Genomic DNA, 21,206 nt, shown 5'->3' with positions numbered 1-21,206 from the left:
TCCCGGTCGCTCTTACGCCGCCGCTGCAGCGGCCCAATAGCGCCAGGGCGCTTGCATGCCGTTCGGCCGAGATTCGTTGATCCGATCCCATCGATAACACCTTCGCCGAGCTGAAGACACCTTGAGCGATGACATCAATGTACCGAAGGATTGTTGGCTCGTTGGTCGACCCCTTCACATTACCCGAAAAGGTTAACGGCTTCCCGCGCGCAAACAAATGGCACCTGAAAAGAGCCCTCATGACCCGATTGCCGCTCGCAATCACGTAACTCGGCCGTGGGAACGTACTCTCAGGCTTGGTAGGTGCAGGCCGCTCGCAGATCCGGTAGATCAATCACGAACCCGCCTGCGCGGAACGCTGCGTTCTTTAGAGGCTTGACCGAGGCTATTTCGTCATGGCGGTCAAAATCATGAAGTCCAGCGGCGCGTCGCTTAGTGGAGCGGATTCCTGCGCGCACATGATAAGCAGACTCGCTGCGGATGCGGATAAAGCTATCATAGCAGTTGTGCAGAGCACAGGGTGAGAAGGCATTGGCATGTTCGCAAATCAACGATGAAGGATTTTGGCGAGCTATGGACACGCTCAGGGACAGGCAGGTGCTCTGAGGAGGGGTTTGAGCGTGGTGATTCGCCATGGCAGCTGAACAAAAATGTTGCCGCCGTGGTGAATTTGTGAAGTCGATTCGGTTCGCTGGACGTGGTGATCGGTTGTCGGTGCTATGCCTGGTGGCCACTCAGAATGACATCGAAACCGGTGCGGGAGCGACACTGCTGAGTTGGCTGGACCAGGGCATGGCATAGCCTAATCTGTATATGCCTGTGTGGGCATTTACAATTCGGCACATACAGACTTGCTGATTTCGCACTTTGGCAGTCAGCGCTCCAAGCAGTGGCTCGATGCCGGAACTTTTCTGGGCTTGGCACGGCTGAGAGGGATGGAATGCCGGGCGCGGAAGCGCTATGCGGAAGCGTTCATCGTGCGCAAGCTCTCGCTGGTTCGATCGGCTGCACCGAGCAGGATAAAGAGGCGAACGCCGGCCCAATGGACGACAGCGGTTGCTCCCACAAGAATGTGACGACGAGCTCCTCTAATCGTCGTCTCGCTCTAGTGTTGTCTGAGCACCATCTTCGCGGAAACGTTTCGCGCGTGCCGCGGGGACGGATAGGCTTCCGGTTTTCCGGATCGTGCGCTAGGAGACGTTTATGGAAAGGGTATTAGTGACTGGCGCACGAGGCTTCATCGGATCGCAGCTGTGTAGGAAGCTCGCAGTTTCGGGCGTGGAATTGCACGCAGTCTCGCGTCAGCCGCCGGCCGACCTGCCAGCGTGGTGGCAGTCGATCGGCGGAGATACGAGCGACGCGGCAGGCGCAGCTGCGATCCATTGGTGGAACGTCGATCTAGTCGATCTGCAAGCAACGCGAGAACTGATCCGGACCATTCTGCCTGACAAGATATATCATCTCGCCAGCCTGGTGACGGGTTCGCGCAGCCTCGAAGTCGTACTGCCGATTTTGCAAAACAACTTCACGACAGCGTTCAATCTCCTTTTGGCCAGCGCTCAGAACGGTGCTGGTCGGATCGTCCTCGCTGGTTCCCTTGAAGAGCCGGATGATCTGGATCCCGTGCCCTGCTCACCCTATGCCGCCGCAAAAGGAGCCGCATCGGGTTATGCGCGATTGTTCGGAGCGCTGTACCAGACGGAGGTCGTCACGGCAAAGATCGCTATGGTTTACGGCCCGGGACAGATGGACCTGACGAAGTTTGTGCCCTATGTCACCACCGCCTTTTTGCGCGGCGAGCGACCCAAGCTGAGCAGCGGCATCCGGCTGGTCGACTGGATTTGTGTCGATGACGTAGTCGACGGTCTTGTCGCATGCGGCCATGCATCCGGCGCCAGCAGCCGCTCGGTAGATCTCGGATCTGGCGAGATGTGCTCAATCCGAGAGATTGTACAGCAGCTGAGAGGATTGATTGCCGATGCACCCGAAGCGCTGTTCGGGGCGGTTCCCGATCGACCACTCGAGCGACTGATGAAAGCCGATGTCAGCGCCTCCTACAAATTGGTCGGTTGGAGCCCGTCGACAACCCTGCAGGCGGGCCTGCGTCGCACGGTAGATTGGTATAAATCCCGCTCAGCTGCATGACCGGACGGCAGGACAGGCACGAGTTCGCTGCCAAGTGTTCGAACGCCGCATTATTCGAAACGTCGCGAGCGGTATCGGCTGCTTTAACGCGATACGAACACATGCACAATAATTAAAGAAGACCTCGACAAATACGTACGCATCCGGCGACGGCCCTCGTAGCTCGTCTTGGACGGAGAGCTGATAGGGCTCAAGCAGCGTCAGCGACGTTCTGCGGACGCCAGCTCCAGGGCAGGAGGTCGTGAATGCGCTTGGCGGGGTGATCAGGCAAACGGCCCAGCACGTCGGCGAGCCAGCCGTGCGGATCAATGTCGTCGAGCTTGGCGCTGGCAGATCGCAGCCGCACGCCCGCCGCCCTCATCCGACGCGACGCCATAATGCCCGGAGTCTGGGGCGTGATATCGAAGTCTTCTACGTATTTCACCCGCTTTCCGGGCGGATCGCGACTGTCGTCGGCAAAGATCCATTTTGATCATCAGCAAGGACTGATGGTCCCGGCGATCGCCCGCGAACTCGTGATCGCGGAAAACCGTTCGCAAATGCACCGCTCGTGGCCTGGAGCCGCCAGTCTATGGTCCACGCAAGCCGCGCCGTCACCGGATCCATCCATTCACCTGCAAGCCTTTGAAGTCCGCTTCGAGAGGCCACCCGGTGACCGGGCGCAGGTCGACTTTGCTCAATTGCAGGAGCAGTTCACTGACGCCCGGCGGTCACCCCCGTCGTCTGGCTGTTCTCGTTTGTGCTCGGCTTCAGCCGGCTGATTTGGGCGCGGCTCCACAATCTCAGCGTTCCCGACGCCACGCGCCACCCTCTCGACGTCGCTCACCACGCTGCGCTACGGCAGCAAGCGACGGCGGCTCTGAGGTGATACTTCAACTGAACTCATGAAACCTGATGCAGTTACTCCTGGCCTTTATGTGCAAGTCACGGGTATTGAACTCGTACGGCGAAGGCGCAGTGGTGTATATGCGCTTGTCGTACGCGCGACAATGCTTGTCGTATCCGCGACGCAGTATGACGATTAGCGGCTTCGCCGTCCGTGCGAGGCTGAGTATCTGCTTGGGTAAAATCAACCGTTTGACACCCGGGTTTCTCGATTGGCACAGCGCTTGCTTGGGGAGCAGCACCGGCGAGCTTCAGGTGGGGTGTTGTATCGGGCGTGGCACGGATCAGCCGCGGCATTCACCCGTTCATCTCTCGGCTTTGTCTGGCGAAGAGAAAGCAATTTTGGAGAATACCATGAGTGAAACGGCTTTGATCGATAATGTCATTCCGCCGTCCGATGTTCTCAAATGTTCAGCCCGTATCGGCGCCGAAGTCCGGAACATCAAGCTGTCGGGCGATTTGCCGGCACAGACCATCGCTGCGATCAACGGCGTGCTGCTCGAACACAAAGTAATCTTCTTTCGCGAACAGCGTCATCTCGACGACGCGGAGTTGGAGCGCTTTGCTCTTCGTTTTGGAAAACTCATGCCGCATCCGACGGCCGCTGTCAGCAAGGGAACAGCATCCATCATCGAGATCGATTCCACCCGTCCCCATAGCCGGGCCGACGTGTGGCACATCGACGTGTCTTTCGTCGAAGCCTATCCCAAGATTTGCATGCTGCGGAGCCCTGTAATCCCAGCCTTCGGCGGAGATACGGTCTGGTCGAACACCGCGGCCGCCTATTTAGACCTCCCGCCGCCGCTGCAGAGGCTTGCCGACGAGCTCTGGGCCGTTCACGGCAACGCCTACGACTTCGCCGTAACGGCTCGCCCTAGTGAGGCCGACAAGAAGCATTTTGATGAGGTTTACACCAGAACGATTTATGAGACCGAACATCCCGTCGTGCGTGTCCACCCCGAGACCCGCGAGCGCACGCTAGTGCTCGGCAATCACGTTCTGCGTTTTGTTGGTATTCCGAAATTTGACGGCCAGAGGCTCTTCGATCTGTTCCAGTCGTATGTCACCGCGGCCGAAAACACGGTGCGCTGGAAATGGAAGGAAGGTGATGTCGCGATCTGGGACAACCGCGCTACGCAACATAAGGGGGTCAATGATTACGGCGACCAGCATCGCGTCCTTTGTCGCGCTACGGTTGAAGGCGAGGTGCCCGCTAGCGTTGATGGCCGGTGCAGCGTAACGCGCATCAAAGCCACCAAGCAGCCGCTCGCGAATGTCATCTAGTGTCCTGAGACAGAAATTCGCGACGTTACGATGCTTGAGCTTGAGTATTGTACCGAGTTCGATTGGAAGCAAGGATGTCATTGGCGAACTTGGTCCATTTGAATGGGCTTGGGATTGCGTTGTGATGACCGATGAAGTGCATAATGTCGGCCCGCAGCGCCCGGACAATGCGATAGATCCCGGGCCGGATCTTCTGTCGGTGATGAGCGCGAAGAAGCGCTCAAGTTGTTGAGCCAGGATGACTGGTCGGCGCGAGATGGACGTGCCAACACGGCCGTTTGGCGAGCCAGTTGCGGCTCAGGGGGCTTTGTGTGGTGTAGTTGTCTGACGAGATGGACATCCAGGACCCCGCGGGCCAGTGATCACAATCTGGTCGAGGAACTTGCGGTATTCGGCGGCGCGGTGGCGGGCAAAGCATTTGCCGATGACCTTGCCCATCGCAATGTCGAGCGCCGCGAGAAGCGGGATCGTGCCGGGCAGGTGTAGTCGTGGCTGCGCCGCGCGAGCTGACGTGGCGCATGGGCAACATAGGCTGGCTACGATCGAGCGCCTTGATACAAATGACGTGATCGGGCGCATCGCCCACCGTCCGTGCGGAAAGTGGAATCTTCTCCTGCCGGAGCCGCACCAAGACCTGCCAGATCGTCTGCAACTCGTTGAACCTCTGAAAACGAGGACGATCGCTTCCTGAACTTTCCGATCGGGATCCTTCTCGATTTTGTCGAGCCCAGGATCAACATAGCCTACGGCCACGTCAGAAAGAGTTCGCCGCGCCGCGCCTTCTGCTTCATGGCTTCGATGGAACGCTGTCGAAAAACTGAAATCTCGACCTCGCTCATCGTTCCCTTCATTCCAGAAAGAAGCCGACCCCGTCCTCATCGACAATAATCGTGCCAACGAGACCGCAGAATTCCTGCAGCGTGTGCCAGCCACGCCCATTGCGGGCCAAGCGAGAGGCTTCCACCGAGAGCACAGCGTCAACAAGACCTTCGCAAATCGCGGCAGCAATCTCTCAAATCCCGGGCGACGGAAGCCGCCGCCAGATCGGCCGAGGTCATCATCGATTACCTCAACGTTCTCCCAACCCAGGCGGCGGGCACGATCCGCCAGGCTATACAGCCGCACTGTCTGGCTGGGTCTCTAGGTTATGCGTGACCTGCATCGAGGTCGATTGACGAATGTAAACGAAGGCGCTGCGCGCGAGATGGTCAGGCGTGATTTTGTCATGGCTTACCGTTCGATCGATCCGAGGTGTGTGTGGCGAGCGGCGGCGTCATCGCGTCCATAGGCAGCAACAGCAGATGATCCACTCGTTCTGCCGGAGTAAGCCTCGTCCGAGGCGGCAGCGCCTCGAATAGATCTGGTTGGGGAGAGGTCTGACGCATCGCGGTCCAAGCATCCATGATCAGGGGACAACTCCCCCCGGCTGGGAGCCTAGACCGAGTCGATCGGTGTTCGCAGCTCAAGGATCCAGGTCAATGAAACGATCTTGACAGATGTTGCTTCTGCCTGCGTCATCCAAGCCGGTACGAGAAACAAGGAACCATCTTCCGATCAGAGATTAAAGTACCGACTATAAGGATCAAGTATCATGATGACCTCCCCAAGCTTGATCACCGCACCCGCTTCCTGATTCTGGGCAGCAGGATCGGGTGATCGATTCGTCCCCCGCACCGCCGAACCGATCGATGGAGATTCGAATCTCTCGGCACCAGTCACCCGACTTGGGTCTTTTCCCGCCCACACGCTTGCGAAGCTCGAAGTGGAAGCGCGCCATCGTCTCTTGCCTCGCGATACTCGACATCCATAGCTTCGGTTTTGCCGAACATCGCGCTCGAGAGCCGATTGTTCCGCGGCCTCCTCCATTCCCAGCTTGTAAGTAGGTCTTTGTTACCTCGCCACTATGCCGGAGCACCTGAGAGATGGCACGTCATTGACTGCTGGCGGCTGGCGGGGGTGCCCAACGTGGCGGTCGATCTCTAGTCCTGTAAGCAAGCTGAACTTCTCGAGCTTGCTGCCACGCGCTTCTGCCGTCCTCCTGTATCTTCCGGCCGACCTGCAGGATCCTCCGTTGCACGTGCCGAATTTGTTGAGCTCTGGGTCATGGCCGCTGCGGCCGCCGCGCATGTGGTCAACCGGGCCTTGGCGCCAGCGTGTTGCCGATTTCTGCCTGCGCTGGGCCGCTCCCGTCTGATCATCATGTTCGCGCTGCTCATTGTCAGGCTCTCGTAGCCTTGCTCTGAAGGCGGGATAAGCCGGCGCAAACCAGTTGGCTTCGACACGCGTGGAGCGAATGCCAGACGAAAATAGGCGTGATGGTCCAGCAAATGCACTCGATCAGAGCGCGCGCCGAAGCGCCCGCTTTGCGTTGGATCAGAGCGTCGAGTCCCATCACGCCCGGGAGGAACACCAGCGGCTTTGCGAGTCGAATTGAATCCAAACCAGCTCTAGAATGCAACCGGGACGGAAATCCTCGACGCACGCACCGTCATTTGCTTGACGAAGGAGACTCATTCATGGTCCCCATTCCACAAAATCACAGCAGCAGGATAGCAGCGATCGCCGCGATCCGTACCCCTCCAAGCAGGATCGAGGTCGGGCCAGTGTTGCGAACGAGCCGGTGGTCATCAGGATTCATCGCCTGCGCCAGACGAATAGCCCCGACAACGCGTAATTCGAGGCGACGCCAATCAAGGCTCCCGTCGCTCCAGCTAGCCACCAGATGGGCTCCTGTTCATAGATCGAGAACGCGACACCGATATTGGCAAACAGGCCGACGCCGCAGGTGGGATAGAACGCCGCGAGACCGCGCAAGATCGCAAAACCCTTCAGCCGTTGGTCACGATAGGTGAGGAAATTGTTTAAGATGAAATTGGTCGTCATCGCGACAAGTGCGCCGGCCGCCTGGGCCTTTCCAAATGGCAGGTCGAAAAATCTCAACGCGACGAACAGGGTGCCGAGATGAACGAACAAGCCGGTGCCGCCGACCATCGCAAACATCAAAAAACGCAGCGACACCGCATCATTGGTGATCTTGGCCAGTACGAGTCCGAGGAAATCCAGTGCCACCATGGGATCGAGCTTGCTCTCGCCGTGCAGCCGCGAGCCGAACCGGTAGGGGATCTCGAGGGTCTTGAGGCTGCCGCGCGCGGTCGCGATGATGTCGAGCAGGATCTTGAAGCCTTGGATGGAGAGCTGCGGTGCCAACTGCTCGAAGCGGTCACGCCGGATCATGAAGAAGCCGCTCATGGGGTCTGCGATCTCGACCCGCAGCACGCGCTTGGCCAACTCAGTTGCGAATGCGCTGGCACTGGCGCGCTGCTTGTTGAAGCTTTCGGCGCTGCCACCCGCGGTATAACGGCTGCCGACGACGAGCTCGGCCGTCCCGCTTTGCAAGAGCGACAGCATTCTTGGCAGCTGCGTGTCGTCATGTTGCAGGTCGGCGTCCATCACCGCCGCATAGGGCGCGCAGGACGCCAAAATGCCTTCGATGCAGGCCCCTGACAGGCCGCGCCGGCCGATCCGGCGGATGCAGCGCACCCGACCATCGCGGCGCGCCAGATCGCGGACTACCTCCCAGGTCCCGTCAGGGGAGTTGTCGTCGACATAGAGCACTTCCCACGCGATGCCCTCTAGCGTCGCCTTCAGCTTCTCGAACAGCTTGATGACGTTGTCGCGCTCGTTAAAGGTGGGAACGACGACGGAAAGCACCGGCCGAATCGCGGTGTCTAGCGGGTTTTCGATGACCAATCTGAGAATTCCGTTCATGGGGACGAGGCTTATATCCGCCGAGCCTGTCCACGACCGCAGCTACTGCCGCGGCGAAGGGACTTTCGCGACCCGCATTTGCCAGTTATGCGGGCCCGGAAGCCGGCGGCGACTTCATCGAGATCGGCCATAGTGCGCACGTCAATCCAGGCCTGCGGCACTGCGACCACCGTATGGGCGCTGCCCATGTCTATGCCTATATTGCGATCAGGAGCACGCGATCGTTCGCGTTGATGATGCTCTCGCGCACCAAGTCCCCGCCGGCACCCCCGAAGTGCACCACACCGCGCGCGAGCTGCGCGGCGATCTCGCTGCACGAGAGATAGGCGATCTCGACATTGTCGAGGCTGAGATGTTGCCGCGGTATTCGCGCGGACGAAGAGCGAGGTGCAGGTTTCGGTGGGTCGTCGAGAGAAGGATCGGTATCCAGCAGCCCTTAAAGCCGTGTGTCCAGTCAGGAGAACCCACCCCCCGCACCAGAACAGTGTTTCCTTTCGGTCGCCGAGGATATCCATCGGACGCCAAAACCCACAATGGATATCAGCGCGCAATTGGGCGCTCCGTGCAAGAGCTTCCATGGATTCATGTTCCCACTTCACGGCGTCGCCCAGATTGCGTTTCTCGCACCTTCGGCGAGAACAGAAAGCGGCCGCCATTGATCCAACCGCCATGGTGCTCCGGCTTCGCCTCGAAGAAGATCACGCGGTCGCTGTCGATTTTGGATGGCTCCAAACGTCTTTGCAGCACGCACCGATGTCACCGTGGCCATGCGGCCGTGGGACCTATGAACCGCGACCTGGGTCCGGAGGTCGATATCAGCAACACCGTCGCCATGGGTGAGGGCAGGAAAAGGCTCATCACTCACATAGGCCAGGATGTGCTTGACGCGTCCGCCGGTCTTGCTCTTTTCGCCGGTATCCACCAATGTTGCGCTCCAGCGCCCAGCTATGTTGTGCTGGATATCCATGGTTTCATTTCTGGCTGTGCGGCCGTTGTCGCCTGGCCTCACGGCAGGATTGCTCAGCCAGAGCGGGGGGGCGTACAGGCTTGAATAAAATCTGCCTCTGGGCGTTCGGATGGTCCCAGTCATAGACGGGGTTTTCGAACCCGGCGGGGACGGGATTTTCGAAACTAGCGGCGGGGACGTAGTCCGCCTGTCCGGCTCCGAAGGAGGTCAGGACACTAGCTTGGTCAAGATGACGCGGGCCATCCGGCTCGACGAGTACCCATGCTCTGGCCAGATCGGCGCAGTTCTCCAGTCCCAGTGTCTCTACCGCGACCGCGCTACTGCCGGGTTGTGCCCCGATCAGCCATGGTAGACCGAGCGCTCGCGTCTCAAGCATATAAAGCAGGCCCGGCGAGCGGCCAGAGAGATCGATTACCGAGGTACCGACTTCAAGGCCGGTCGCACGAGCCTGGGCTCTGGCCATGGCTAGATAGTCGTGGAAGGGTTGCGAGAGCACCAATTTTCCACCGCCCGGGAGGGGCGTGACGGCGGTATAAGAGCGCAGATCTTTCACCTGACGCCACGGCTTCAGGAGGCCACCATTGACGACCGATGTAGTGAGCAACTGTGTCAGAATCGACAGGGGAAGTAGGATGGCGACGCTGCGTTCCCGTTGTGCAAGAGGACTCAGGAAGGCAACGACCGCGAGCATCCAGAACAAGACCTCCTTCGAACCGACGAACCAGTAATTTTGATTGGAGCCCAGTGCGAACAGGTGGGGCAGGACCAAAAAGCTTAGCGCTAGAGTGATGGCAGTGGGAGTCTGGGTTCGCAGAACCAATCCCTCACGATAGAACATCACGCCAAGGCATGTGAGGGCCGGTACCAAGAACAGGATCGAAGGCTCGATGCTGATCGGATCGATCCCCAGCAGCGCAATCCCTATTGTTAGGATCAACACCGGGGCGAGAGCCAGCGATAGGAACCACTTGTGCGTAGCTCCCATGAGAATGCCGAGCAGAAGGGCTATCACCACTACCACGGCGACAGCGAGTTGCGAAAGACTGGTGGTGAGCCAGTCGATCCGAAACATGAGAGACACCTCGTGCCCGGAACCTAGCAGGACTTCCATCTCAGCGCTGTTGACCATACGCGTCACCAGCCCGGTGATGCCGCCGTCGATCAAGTAGGCGGTAACAATCAGTAGAGAGAGAGCTACTAGCGCCGCGCCAAACATGGGGAGCAGCGACTTCTGCCGCAAAACAACGACATAGAGCATAACGACGAGGCCAATGGCCGCAGCAGTGGTCGGCTTGGCCATGAAGCAACACCAGCCGCCAACGCCGACCAGGATCCAACCTAAGACTTGGCGCCTGCCACTTGGCCGGTCGGCTAGCAGCAAGCCGATCATCACCGTCAACAGCGATTGAAAGGTCAGTGCGAAGTAGCTGGGCGCGATCCACCAGTTACGAAAGTCGCATAGTGCCAGGCTCGCGATCCCTGCCGATAGCACCGCCGCATGCAGCCAGCCCGCTGTCCAGAGACGCCGAATCACAAGGAAGCTGAGAATCCAGCCTAGCCCCATGGTGAGCGTGACGTTCGCCCTGCGAAGCGTGGCGATGTCGCCACCCGCCCACTGATACGGCCAGTGATAGACAAAGCCGAAAAGAGAGGGTGGCATATTGATTGAGTACGCGGATGGGTTCGCGATGTAGTTGAGGTTGTAGCCATCATCCTGGAGATCAAGACCGTAACTGCTGTAGTATAGAAGCCGGAAAAAAGGGATTGCTGTGGCTACAGCGGAAAGAGCCAGCAAAATCCGATCCAACAAAACTGACAACGTCCTTCCGTTGGCAAAGTGGTCTTTCGGCATAAGCCTTTGTCCCATTCCAATGGATATTAGCCTCAAGGAGGTTGTAACTGAGCTGAGCTCTGCAATCTCCTCCAAGAATCGGTAGAGGCGCTAGTACCGGGGCCGCAATCCTGACGAATCGGCATTCGCGCTAGCTGCCGATCCCCTTGGCGCGAATGAGCATCTCGCCAGATTCCAGTCGCTATAATCCAGGCCCGTAAATCGAGCTTGGCCAGGCCGCATCAGAATGGCGTATTCCCGCCGTCCCATCGCCGTGGCCCGATCCCAACAACCGATGTCTAGGGGCGCTTGCTTTCCAAACCCTTTTTTAATCGCCTTTCGACGTAGGGTGGCCAAGCGCATCGCATGTTTCGCACAAAGCTTTCAGCCTTTCAGCAAGTTGCTCGCTCACGATGCCTTGCAGAGGGGCCGTCATGAACTAGCCGGTCGAAGGCTGGATGGGTGATCGCGGCACGGCCTTCACTGATCCCTCCGATACGGGTCGCGTAGCTTTCGCATTTGGCAAGCTGCTGTTCCACTCACCTTTTCTCCGGATAGACATAATCATCTTTTTCGACGCAGTAGCATTGATGAGCATCTCGTTACCAGGTTCAATCTAACCGCTCCATCTTGCGTCAGGCCAAAGAGATGCCGCGACGACAACGCGTGCGCCGACCATTGTGAAATACGAACGTTCTCCGGTGCGGTCCGTCAATGCGCGATGACGAGGTCGTGCCACTCACGTCAGCCAACAGCCATCGGCCGATTCGTGAACAAGCCTGATCAGCCGTTCACCAATTCGTAAGAACCATTGCTCCGCAATTGGCAAGCCCGAACCGAATCTCTCAGCAAGCAATGCGCCCTGGTCTTTCGACAGCTCGAGCAGGGGCGGCAATCTTGGTCAAGAGTAGGAGAACGCGAGAGAAGCTACTCGAGAATCTGCATATAACCCGCGCAGAAGCAGGAAATGGACCTGTGAAGATCGGTCATGCCCACTTGAGCGGATATCGATGAACGCTCCCCGTCTCTTGACATTCACAGTCGTGCACGAGAGTGCGTTGATGGGGCATCCGGCTTGCCGAGCAGCGCTGATCGCGATCCTCGACGAGAAATAGAGCGAAGGGCCGCTCGCTTGCGTCGTGCTCAAGCCCGGCAAGCAAGTGGACACGAAGGAGTTCGATAAGCATGTGCTGGCGCGCAGCTTCGCAGAGTGGCAATTGCCGAAACGCTACGAGTTCGTCGACACGACACCGCGAACGTCGACCGGCAAGTTCTAGAAACTGAAACGGCGCGAACGCTTTCCGACGTAGAAACCCGCGGAGCGTTGGAAGCCTTCCATCCGCATTCCGCATCCACCTAAAGCGACGAGGCTGCAAAACCTTAGCGTGTCGCTTTGCTCTCAACGCGCACAATCCTACTTGCGCCTGTGGATCGTTTTCTTCCTCGCTTTGAGCAACGGGTCCTTCGAGGCCGGCCGAGATACGGCTTGAGCGGCGCCTTTTTTTTCGTCATTCGGAGCGGCCACTACTTTAGTCTCGGACGGCAACTTCTTTTCGTCGGCTGATTCACGAGTAATTTTCAATCGCTCTCCGATGGAGAGCGACACCGCGAGTGCATCGGCTGCACTCCGCAAGGCTGCCAGCCTTTCAGTTAGTTGATTGTTCATGATACGTTGCAGAGGTCCGGTCATCGCCACTGAATGCAGGACTATACCGCTCGAAAGTTTGATCGGTACGGCGATCGCAGCGACGCCTTCATCGATCTCTCCGATGCAGGTCGCGTAACCTCGGTTTCGCGTTTGAGCAAGTTGCTGTTCGATCCACGCGGGGTCGTTCCGTGTATTGGCAGTGAGGAGCGGCAACTCATGTGAGAGTGCTTCCTCGATCGCCGCCTCATCCTGATAGGCCATAATCGCCTTTGCCGACGCCGCGGCGTTGATCGGCATCTCGATGCCGGGTTGGGTATAACCTCGCCATCTTGCGTCAGGAGAACCTCGCCATCGTCCTTCAGGAGAAACGGATGCAGCGACAACAACGCGCGCACCGACTAGACGCGTGACATAGCAAGTCTCTCCGGTGCGCTCCGTCAATGCGCAAAGATGAGGATGTACCAGTGTTGTCAGCCAACCGTCGTCGGCTGCCGCGTGAAGCAGCCTTATTAGTCGTTCACCAAGTTCGTAAGGACGATTTCCACCACCCTTGGCAAGCCCGGATCGAGCTAGACCCCTAAGCAAGCGATGGGCGGTGGTCTTCGGCAACTCTAGTAGGGCAGCGACATCCACCAGCGTGAGAGAGCCCGGAAAGGCTGCTAGCACCTCTAGAATTTGTATGTAGCGTTCGAGTGGGCCATCGCTGGTTCTCTGTAACTCCATTTCCAACTTTCCCTACGCAGATAGACTCGCCATCGCTTGACTTTGTCGGGCGCGGCGTCGTCTCGAATACGAGACCATCATTCCGAAAAACGGAACGAACGTCAACACAAGCATTTAGCAAACCCCGAGGAGAAGGGAAGCCGCAATGGCAATCACAAGATAGGAATTTCTTCGTATGGCACTCGGGGGCGTCTGCTGGTCTTCGCCAAGCCAGTGCCGCACCGGCGCGGCCAATCTTTGTCGATGCGGCAACTCCAATCGCGGGGCCGCTTCTTTGACCGCAAGTACTTCAATTCGCCGTTGACGGCAGAGGACGACATCAACAAAGCCGGGGGCATCGGCGGGCGTCCTCTGAAGATCGTCTTTGAACATGCGGAGTAGTCGAACAGCACAGCGGTAAATGCTTTCATGAAACTGGCTCCGGATATCAAAACCGTCGTTCTTCCTTCTCTCGAGCCTTTCCACCCAAGCAGTTGCGGAAATGGCTTGCCGCTGTGCGCAACTGGCAGGCATCGGCCACATCTACTCCTATGACGCGAAGGGAGACCGCGTATTTCATCTCGCGATTGTAAACGCGAAGGCGAGCACTAAAAATCCTGAGCTGTTCAGTGTGCGAGAAATGACTGAATCGCACGTGTCTTCCCTCCGTCCCTGCATATCAGACACCTAATTTTCCGACCCCGTCATGAGGGGATTCCGCAGAGTTATTGATCGATGGGCTCGCCGTGGGCGGGGTCTGTTCGCTCGCAGTCATTGGTTTCGTTCCCTGTGACATAGCAAGTTTCTCTGGTGCGCTCCGTCAGTGAGAGAGCCGCCTGGAGAAACCGCGTGTAGCGCTCAAGTCCTTCCACTGCTTTCCCAGAGCAGATAGAGGCGACACGTGACTTGACTTTCACGGGCGGTCGGATCATCGTATCGAATATTGACGCATCGTTCCGAAAAACGGAATGAATTTCAGGTGCGTTAGCCTGCCGGGGAGGCGCGATGCCAATGATGGGACAGAAATTTTTTCGGATGGCGTGGTATCCCTACGTCATTGAGCGGGCCCGTCACGACGACCGGTCCCATCTTAGAACTCGCAGCCAGCGAGGCATGTGCGCAACGCTTGCTTCGTCATCGGCCGTTCGGGGGCAGCGATGAACTTTGACCCAATCCCCGAGCATGAGGCGCTGCGCGACAGCGTCCGAAATTTCTTCGATCGTGAGCTTCCGGAACCGAAGATCCGCGAAATGGATCGCGCCCGGCGCATTCCGCGCGACCTGTGGAAGCGTCTTGCCCAGCTCGGCTGGCCAGGTCTCACTGTGCCGACCGAGTACGGCGGCAGTGGCGGGGACGTGATGAGCGGCGCCATCTTGTGTGAAGAAATCGCGCGCCGCTTCCCTTCGCTGGCCAACTATTGGGTGATCACTTCGATGACCGCACGTGTGTTGCACGAGTCGGGTACTCAAAAGCAGCAGGCGGAGTACCTGCCGAAGCTCGCGGCCGGCGAATTTCTTATGAGTTTCGGGATGACCGAGCCCGGTGGCGGGACAGATATCCTCGGGCTGAAGACGCGGGCCAGCCTTGATGGTGACGAGTGGGTCATATGCGGGCAAAAGCTTTACACGTCGCTTGCGGACGACGCCAATGCGATCCTTATCTTGTGTCGCACGCATCCTGCCGAAGGTGTCAAGCGCTCACGCGGACTTTCCCTTATTCTGACTCCTACTCATCAAAAAGAGATAAAAGTGCGCCGCCTCGAGCTTATGGGGCAGCGCGCCGGGTGTACTTGCGAGGTGTTCCTGGATGATGCCCGTGCACCGGCGGATGCGGTGGTTGGCGACGTGGGGCGCGGATGGCACACGCTCCTTCGAACGTTAAATGACGAGCGCATCATCTGCGCCGCGATGTATGTCGGCATCACCGCTGCCGCACTGGACTTCACGTTGCAATATGCCAAGGATCGAACAGCCTTCGGGCGTCCGATCGGTGCCTATCAGGCGATCCAGCATCCGCTCGCTGACACGGCCGCTGAGCTGGAGCAGATCCGCCTACTCACCGCGAAGGCTGCTTGGCTGCAGGGCAACGGACGCGAGTGCTCGGTCGAGGCCGCGATGGCCAAGCTCGCAGCCAGCGAGGCGGCGATACGCGCGACCGACCGGTGCATGCGCGTACTGGGCGGCTTCGGCTTGGTGGAGGAGTCGCCTTTGGAGCGCCTGTTCCGCGACGCGCGCCTGGGGCCGTTCAGCCCGATCTCCAACGAGATGGTGCGCAACTTTGTCGGGGAACGTATGGGACTTACCCGCAGCTACTGAGTTTCCACCTGCGACAACTGCCAACATGAGCCGAACGACGCAATGACCATTTCCGTAATCCACACCAACCGCTTCCATTGGTTTGATTATAAGCGCTATTCGTACTCGCTTGGACTGAAGACGTCCGTAGGCACTTATCTGTCCGGCGCCACTGCCTCTGAGTATGATCCTGCAAGAAAGCGGATGGTCGTGCGAGGTGGAATGACCGAGCAGGCGCGCACGATCTATGCCAAGGTGGCGGCCATCCTGGAAGGGGGAGGGCTCGGCTACGGCGATGTCACTAGAATTGTGGAGTACGTGCGCCAGGACAGTATCGAGCGCTATGCGGAAGCAGCGGCCGTGCGGCGGGAGCTGTTTAGTGCATATCAGCCGGTGGTCAATACCATTCCCGTCAAGAGTCTCGTCCGGCCGGATGCCTTTATTGAGATCGAGGTGACCGCAGCGGCATCTCCTGGCGTCGCCCCGAGCACCGTCTTCCTGCCCTCGATCCAGCCGGTGGACGACTATGGCAACATTTTGGGGAGCGGTGACCTTTTGGTCCAAACCGGGGCGCTGTACGACCGCGCCGCACGTATGCTTTCTGCACTAGGGCTCAGCCTCGATCGCGTGGTGAAGACTGCCACCTATATTACGCCCGCTACGCTTCCTGCCTATCAGGACATCGAGCGTGTGCGACGGGAACGGCACGGCCCTGTGTTTCCCACAGCCCTGAATGTGGTCATTCCGCGACTGTCGCATCCCGATGCGCTCATCCAATGCGATTTCATCGCCACGCGCGAAACGCCGGTCGCGGTGAACCCTGGCTGGAAACGCTACGACGAATTGGCCTCCAGCCCGGCCGTGCGAGCCGGAAAATTACTCTACATGTCGGGCCAAGGCGCCCTCGACCCAACGAGTGGGCGCGTCTTGCACGAGGGCGATGTCGTCACGCAGGCCGAACGCATCTACGAGAACGTGCTCCAGCTGGTGCGGGCCGCGGGGGGCGCGCCGCATCACTTAGTCAAGACAATCGAATACGTGACGCCGGCCTCGCTCGAGCGGTATCGGGACGTGGCCGGCGTGCGCGCGAAGATGCTGCAGGAACCCCGTCCCGCCTCCACTGGCCTAATCAGCGAAGCGTTGTTGCGCCCCGAGATGCGGATGGATGTTGACGCCCTTGCTGTCCTAGACTGACCCATGGCGCTGCTGACCGACGAACTCAAGGGCTGGATCGGCCGCGAAGTCCACTACGCAGCGCGCGAGGAGCTCGGCCGCGCCTCGATCCGGTACTTCGCGCTCGCCACGGGAGACGAGAACCAGCTCTATCTCGATGACTCTTATGCACAGGAGGCTGGTTATCCGTCCCTAGTCGCGCCACCGACACTGGTCTGCGAAACCTGTCAATATGCCCATCGCAGGCCAGATACAAACGGCTACATCGGCCACGAGTGGCATCTGCCAATCCCCGACTGCCGCATTATCCGTGCCGGCAACGACTATGAGTTCATACGGCCGGTGCTGCCGGACGATCGCATCTCTGTGACCTGGACGCTGGAGGACATCGTTGAGCGAGGCTCTTCGCGTGGCGGCACGCAGCTCTTCATCAGTTCGGTCGCGCGCTACAGGGATGCGGCCGGCAAGGTGGTCGCCCTCAATCGCGAAACGGTTGTATACCAGCCCATGGGGAGGCCATGATCAAACCGACCAAAAGCATGTCGGTGGTGCAGTTGGACGAGAAGCTGCCGCTACTGAACAAAATATTTTCGATGGCCGATCTCATGGCCTACGGCGCCGCCACTTGGGACTGGCACCGTCTCCACTATGACATCGATTTCGCGCGGAGCATGAAACTGCCGAATGCGGTCATCGATGGTCAGGCATTTGGAGCGCTGTTCGCGCGCGTGGTGGTGGATTGGGCTGGACCGCTGTCCTTCATAGAACGGCTGTCGTTCAAGATGAAGTTGATGGCCTTCGCCGGGGAGACGCTCCATGTGGAAGGTGAGGTGACACAAATCCGCAGCCGTACCGTCGTTGTGGCACAGCGGGTGACCAGCGGCGGTCGTGTCGTATCCGAAGCAGAGACGGAGGTGCGGCTACCCGCGTCGACTTCACCGGCCTAGCGTCGATCAGAGAGGCGCGAGCGTGGATGTGTTGCACGACGCGACGTCTTCCGCGCTCATATCCGTCCATATCAAGGTACCAGCAATCGTTGTTGCGGCGAGCCTAAATTTGTAAGGACACGGCGTGGGGGTATCGCCATCGTAACCAGAATGCACCAGAACTAGTGAGAAAATGTCAGTAAGAGCCGTTAGCTACGAGAACCACAATGGCATCGGGGTGGTGCTGATCTCGAATCCGCCTGTCAATGCCATCTCGCCCGAAGTTGTCTCGGGGTTGCGCAAGGCGATCGACACTTTCGAGGCTGATACGAAAGCCCAGGCACTCGTCATACATTGCGAAGGACCAACCTTCGTGGCAGGCGGCGATATCGCCAGCTTCGAATCCCCTGATTTCGACACCAGGCCCTTCAGCTCGCTGCTCACGCAGCTAGATGCATCCTCGCGTCCGGTTGTTGCAACGCTGCATGGTTCGGTGGCGGATTGGAGTTGGCGATGGCCTGCCACTATCGGCTGGCTCTGCCCGACACGCGTTTGGCCATGCCAGAAGTCAAGCTGGGTTTGCTTCCCGGTTCGCAGGGCACGCAGCGCCTTCCGCGCCTGGTTGGGGTACCGGTCGCGCTCGATATGATACTCTCCGGCAGATTCATCTCCGCAACTGACGCGCTCGCTGCAGGCATTGTCAATAAAATCGTGGAGGGGGAATCGCTTGCGCTCGGGATTGCAGCGGCCGATCGCCTGGTCAGGGCGAACGCACCAGTGCGGCGCTCGAGCAGCTTGAAGGCCAAGGCGGACTCAGCAGCGACACAGGCCCTGGCCGCGGCGGCGGCCAACGCGGCAGCGAAGCCGGCTTATCCCGCGCTCGGCGCGATCGTGCGGGCCGTGGAGGCGTCTATCGATTTGCCATTTGACGAGGGCTACCAGGCGGAGGCTCGCGAGTTCGACCAATTGCGTCTGAGCAGCACCTCGCGAGCGCTGCGTCATCTGTTCTTCGCTGAACGCGCCGCGGCGCGCATTCCGGGACTTCCGCGAGACGCTCGTACGCGTGAGGTATCGTCTGTGGGCATTCTGGGCGCCGGCACCATGGGCAGCGGCATTGCCATGAACTTTGCGAACGTTGGCATTCCCGTTGTCCTTGTCGAGACCGGCGATGAAGCGCTCAAGCGCGGACTAGCGCTTGTTCGCAAGAACTACGAGGCCAGCGGCGCAAAAGGCAAGCTGTCCGCCGACGAGGTCGAGAAGTGCTTGGCTCTATTGAGCGGATCACTCGATTACGCGTCGCTGGCGAACTGCGACTTGGTCAGCGAAGCGGTATTCGAGAACTTGCAGATTAAAAAAGAAGTCTGCTCGAGTCTGGGGCAAGTCTGCAGGGCAGGAGCGATCATTGCAACCAATACTTCGACGCTCGACGTGAACGTTCTTGCGGAAGCGACGGGCCGGCCAACGGACGTGCTCGGCATCCACTTCTTCAGTCCGGCAAACGTGATGCGGCTGCTCGAAGTTGTTCGGGGCGCCAAGACTGCTACCGACGTCCTTGCAACGGCAATGCAGGTCGCGCGCCGGATCAGAAAAATTTTCGGTCGTGTCCGGCGTCTGCTACGGCTTCATCGGAAATCGAATGCTCGAGCCCTACATGCGCGAGATGGAGTTTCTTTTGCTAGAAGGCGCGCAGCCACAACAGATCGACAAAGCTATCGAGTCATTGGGCATGGCAATGGGGCCTTGCCGGATGTCCGACCTGTCCGGGGTGGATATCGGGGCGAAAGTCCTCAACGAACGCTTTCTAAGGGGCGAATTGCCGTCGGACCCCAGCTATCGCGTGGTCGGGCGCAAGCTGTTCGAAATGGGGCGCTATGGCCAGAAGACTCAGGCCGGCTATCACTGGTATGAGGGCCGCACTCCATTACCTGACCCCGTCGTTGCCAGCGTGTGTCCAGAGCTGGCACGCGAGCATGGAATTGCGCGCCGCAGCGACATCAAGGACCAGGAAATCATTGAACGGCTGATGTACCCGCTCATCAATGAGGGCATCCAGATCCTTGACGAGGGCATCTCGTACCGACCCGGTGATATCGACGTCGTATGGACCGCAGGCTACGGCTTTCCCGATCACCGCGGCGGGCCGATGTTCATGGCGGGCCAGATCGGATTGCCTGAAATAGAGAAGACGCTCGATCACTACGGCCGCGTGCGAGGAAACGAGTTCGGCTACTGGACTCCCAGCAGCCTTCTCAAATCGCTCGTGACCAGTGGCCAGCCCATTGGCGCCTGGACCAAAGGATGAAGCGGAAATCAATTTGGACGCCAAAGACTAGAGCTAAGAACCTCATCATGCGCGAAGCAGTCATCGTTTCCACCGCACGCACCCCTATCGGGCGCGCCTTTAAGGGCGCTTTCAACAACATCAAATCGCCGACACTTCTCGGCCATGCCATCCACCACGCGGTCACCCGCGCGAACGTGAACGGGGCGGAGGTCGAGGACGCGGTAATCGGATGTTGCCTTGCCGCAGGCACTTCGAGCATGAACGTTGCTCGTCTCGGCGTGCTAGCAGCCGGACTTCCGCTGGAGGTCTCGGCGCAGACCATCGACCGTCAATGCTCTTCCGGTCTAGTGGCAATCGGGACGGCCGCAAAGCAGATCATGGTCGACGGCATGAACGTGGCGGTGGCAGGCGGCCTCGAGAACATCTCAGCTATTCAAAACGAGTACTACCAGTGGACGGCCCGTACGCAGGATGACGCTTTGACCGCGCGAGTGCCGCACACTTACATGCCGATGTTGCAGACTGCGGAATTCGTCTCCAAGAAGTATGGCATCAGCCGCGACGCTCAGGATCAATACGCACTTCAGTCCCAGGAGCGAACCGCGGCAGCCCAGCAGGCTAGGCGACTGGACGCAGAAATCGTTCCCCTCACGACCACGATGGCAGTGGTGGACAAGGCGACGGGTCAGACGAGCTACAAGCAAGTTACTCTCACTGCCGACGAAGGAAACCGGCCGGCTACGACCTTCGAGACCTTGCAAGGGCTAAAACCCGTAATCGAGGGTGGTGTTGTTACGTCCGGAAACGCGAGCCAACTTTCCGACGGCGCCTCAGCTTGCGTTCTCATGGACCGATCGTTGGCCGAGAAGCGGGGCATACAGCCGCTCGGCATCTACCGCGGTATCGCAGTTGCCGGGTGTCCTCCGGAAGAGATGGGTATCGGTCCAATCTACGCCATTCCGAAACTGCTAAGGCTTCATGGGCTGAAAATTGCCGATATTGGCCTGTGGGAACTCAATGAGGCTTTTGCCTGCCAAGCTCTCTATTGCCGAGACCGCCTCAGGATCGATCCCGCCATCTACAATGTTAATGGCGGAAGCATCTCAATCGGCCATCCCTATGGCATGACCGGGGCGCGACTGGTGGGGCATGCCCTGATCGAGGGCAAGCGCCGCCTTGCGAAGTATGTCGTGGTGGCGATGTGCGTCGGAGGCGGTATGGGGGCGGCCGGCCTGTTCGAGGTCGCGTGAGGCGCTCCACATTTTGTGCAACTCAAGAGGTGCGTTGGGTTGCTATTTA

General features: G+C 59.0%; 15 protein-coding genes and 5 pseudogenes. 13 read left to right on the top strand and 7 right to left on the bottom strand.

The features are described from left to right. Window positions 1-848: 848 nt before the first annotated feature. Window positions 849-995, top strand: a pseudogene (locus tag RX331_RS25040) (PIG-L family deacetylase); the annotation flags it as partial. Window positions 996-1,203: 208 nt separating this feature from the next. Further along, window positions 1,204-2,145: an NAD-dependent epimerase/dehydratase family protein gene (locus RX331_RS25035; RefSeq protein ID WP_317252502.1), complete on the top strand. Its 942-nt coding sequence runs from the start codon at window positions 1,204-1,206 to the stop codon at window positions 2,143-2,145. A 190-nt stretch (window positions 2,146-2,335) separates the two neighbouring features. On the opposite strand, the gene RX331_RS25030 is transcribed toward RX331_RS25035, so the two are convergent. Beyond that, complete coding sequence (locus tag RX331_RS25030) at window positions 2,336-2,569, bottom strand: transposase domain-containing protein (RefSeq protein ID WP_317252501.1); 234 nt, start codon at window positions 2,567-2,569, stop codon at window positions 2,336-2,338. Between the two features lie 815 nt (window positions 2,570-3,384). On the opposite strand from RX331_RS25030, the gene RX331_RS25020 reads away from it, so the two are divergent. After that, window positions 3,385-4,314, top strand: coding sequence for a TauD/TfdA family dioxygenase (locus RX331_RS25020; protein ID WP_317258240.1), 930 nt, complete (start codon window positions 3,385-3,387; stop codon window positions 4,312-4,314). A gap of 2,241 nt (window positions 4,315-6,555) precedes the next feature. Here the strand turns inward: RX331_RS25020 and RX331_RS38995 are convergent. From RX331_RS38995 to RX331_RS25000, 5 genes and pseudogenes are all read right to left on the bottom strand, one after another. Beyond that, window positions 6,556-6,854 (bottom strand): annotated as a pseudogene (locus RX331_RS38995) (glycosyl transferase); the annotation flags it as partial. Window positions 6,855-6,948: 94 nt separating this feature from the next. Beyond that, window positions 6,949-8,082 carry a glycosyltransferase family 2 protein gene (locus RX331_RS25015; RefSeq protein WP_317252500.1) on the bottom strand — a complete coding sequence of 378 codons (1,134 nt, stop codon included), beginning with the start codon at window positions 8,080-8,082 and terminating at the stop codon, window positions 6,949-6,951. Window positions 8,083-8,148: 66 nt separating this feature from the next. Then, a pseudogene (locus RX331_RS25010) lies at window positions 8,149-8,454 on the bottom strand (ATP phosphoribosyltransferase); the annotation flags it as partial. A 223-nt stretch (window positions 8,455-8,677) separates the two neighbouring features. Then, window positions 8,678-9,049, bottom strand: a complete 372-nt coding sequence (locus tag RX331_RS25005; protein WP_317252499.1) for a hypothetical protein — start codon at window positions 9,047-9,049, stop codon at window positions 8,678-8,680. 4 nt (window positions 9,050-9,053) lie between these two features. Further along, window positions 9,054-10,901, bottom strand: coding sequence for a hypothetical protein (locus RX331_RS25000; RefSeq protein ID WP_317252498.1), 1,848 nt, complete (start codon window positions 10,899-10,901; stop codon window positions 9,054-9,056). Window positions 10,902-12,040: 1,139 nt separating this feature from the next. On the opposite strand from RX331_RS25000, the gene RX331_RS24995 reads away from it, so the two are divergent. After that, complete coding sequence (locus RX331_RS24995) at window positions 12,041-12,157, top strand: hypothetical protein (protein WP_317252497.1); 117 nt, start codon at window positions 12,041-12,043, stop codon at window positions 12,155-12,157. A gap of 137 nt (window positions 12,158-12,294) precedes the next feature. Here RX331_RS24995 and RX331_RS24990 read toward each other — a convergent pair whose 3' ends face one another. Further along, a complete protein-coding gene (locus RX331_RS24990) occupies window positions 12,295-13,251 on the bottom strand; it encodes an IclR family transcriptional regulator (RefSeq protein ID WP_317252496.1) in 957 nt (318 codons plus the stop codon). 36 nt (window positions 13,252-13,287) lie between these two features. Here RX331_RS24990 and RX331_RS24985 point away from each other — a divergent pair, with 36 nt between their 5' ends. The 9 genes and pseudogenes from RX331_RS24985 (at window position 13,288) to RX331_RS24940 (ending at window position 21,157) form a co-directional block, all read left to right on the top strand. Then, window positions 13,288-13,632, top strand: a complete 345-nt coding sequence (locus RX331_RS24985) for a hypothetical protein (RefSeq protein ID WP_317252495.1) — start codon at window positions 13,288-13,290, stop codon at window positions 13,630-13,632. Between the two features lie 755 nt (window positions 13,633-14,387). After that, window positions 14,388-15,545 (top strand): acyl-CoA dehydrogenase family protein, encoded by a 1,158-nt coding sequence (locus tag RX331_RS24980; RefSeq protein WP_317252494.1) that lies wholly within the window; start codon window positions 14,388-14,390, stop codon window positions 15,543-15,545. A 42-nt stretch (window positions 15,546-15,587) separates the two neighbouring features. After that, on the top strand, window positions 15,588-16,718 hold the full coding sequence (locus RX331_RS24975; protein WP_317252493.1) for a RidA family protein: 1,131 nt from the start codon (window positions 15,588-15,590) through the stop codon (window positions 16,716-16,718). 3 nt (window positions 16,719-16,721) lie between these two features. Beyond that, window positions 16,722-17,219, top strand: a complete 498-nt coding sequence (locus RX331_RS24970) for a MaoC family dehydratase N-terminal domain-containing protein (protein WP_317252492.1) — start codon at window positions 16,722-16,724, stop codon at window positions 17,217-17,219. Next, on the top strand, window positions 17,216-17,644 hold the full coding sequence (locus RX331_RS24965) for a MaoC/PaaZ C-terminal domain-containing protein (RefSeq protein ID WP_317252491.1): 429 nt from the start codon (window positions 17,216-17,218) through the stop codon (window positions 17,642-17,644). The genes RX331_RS24970 and RX331_RS24965 overlap by 4 nt, the downstream gene beginning before the upstream one ends. Window positions 17,645-17,816: 172 nt before the next feature. Continuing rightward, window positions 17,817-19,156: pseudogene (locus tag RX331_RS24955) on the top strand (3-hydroxyacyl-CoA dehydrogenase NAD-binding domain-containing protein); the annotation flags it as partial. 103 nt (window positions 19,157-19,259) lie between these two features. Then, a pseudogene (locus RX331_RS24950) lies at window positions 19,260-19,469 on the top strand (3-hydroxyacyl-CoA dehydrogenase family protein); the annotation flags it as partial. A gap of 15 nt (window positions 19,470-19,484) precedes the next feature. After that, a complete protein-coding gene (locus RX331_RS24945; protein WP_317258239.1) occupies window positions 19,485-19,925 on the top strand; it encodes a 3-hydroxyacyl-CoA dehydrogenase family protein in 441 nt (146 codons plus the stop codon). Between the two features lie 47 nt (window positions 19,926-19,972). Then, complete coding sequence (locus RX331_RS24940) at window positions 19,973-21,157, top strand: acetyl-CoA C-acyltransferase (RefSeq protein ID WP_317252489.1); 1,185 nt, start codon at window positions 19,973-19,975, stop codon at window positions 21,155-21,157. Window positions 21,158-21,206 lie beyond the last annotated feature (49 nt).

This window comes from Bradyrhizobium sp. BWA-3-5 (genome assembly GCF_032917985.1).
In the GTDB taxonomy this organism is placed as follows: domain Bacteria; phylum Pseudomonadota; class Alphaproteobacteria; order Rhizobiales; family Xanthobacteraceae; genus Bradyrhizobium.
This window is presented reverse-complemented; position numbering and strand designations above follow the sequence as displayed.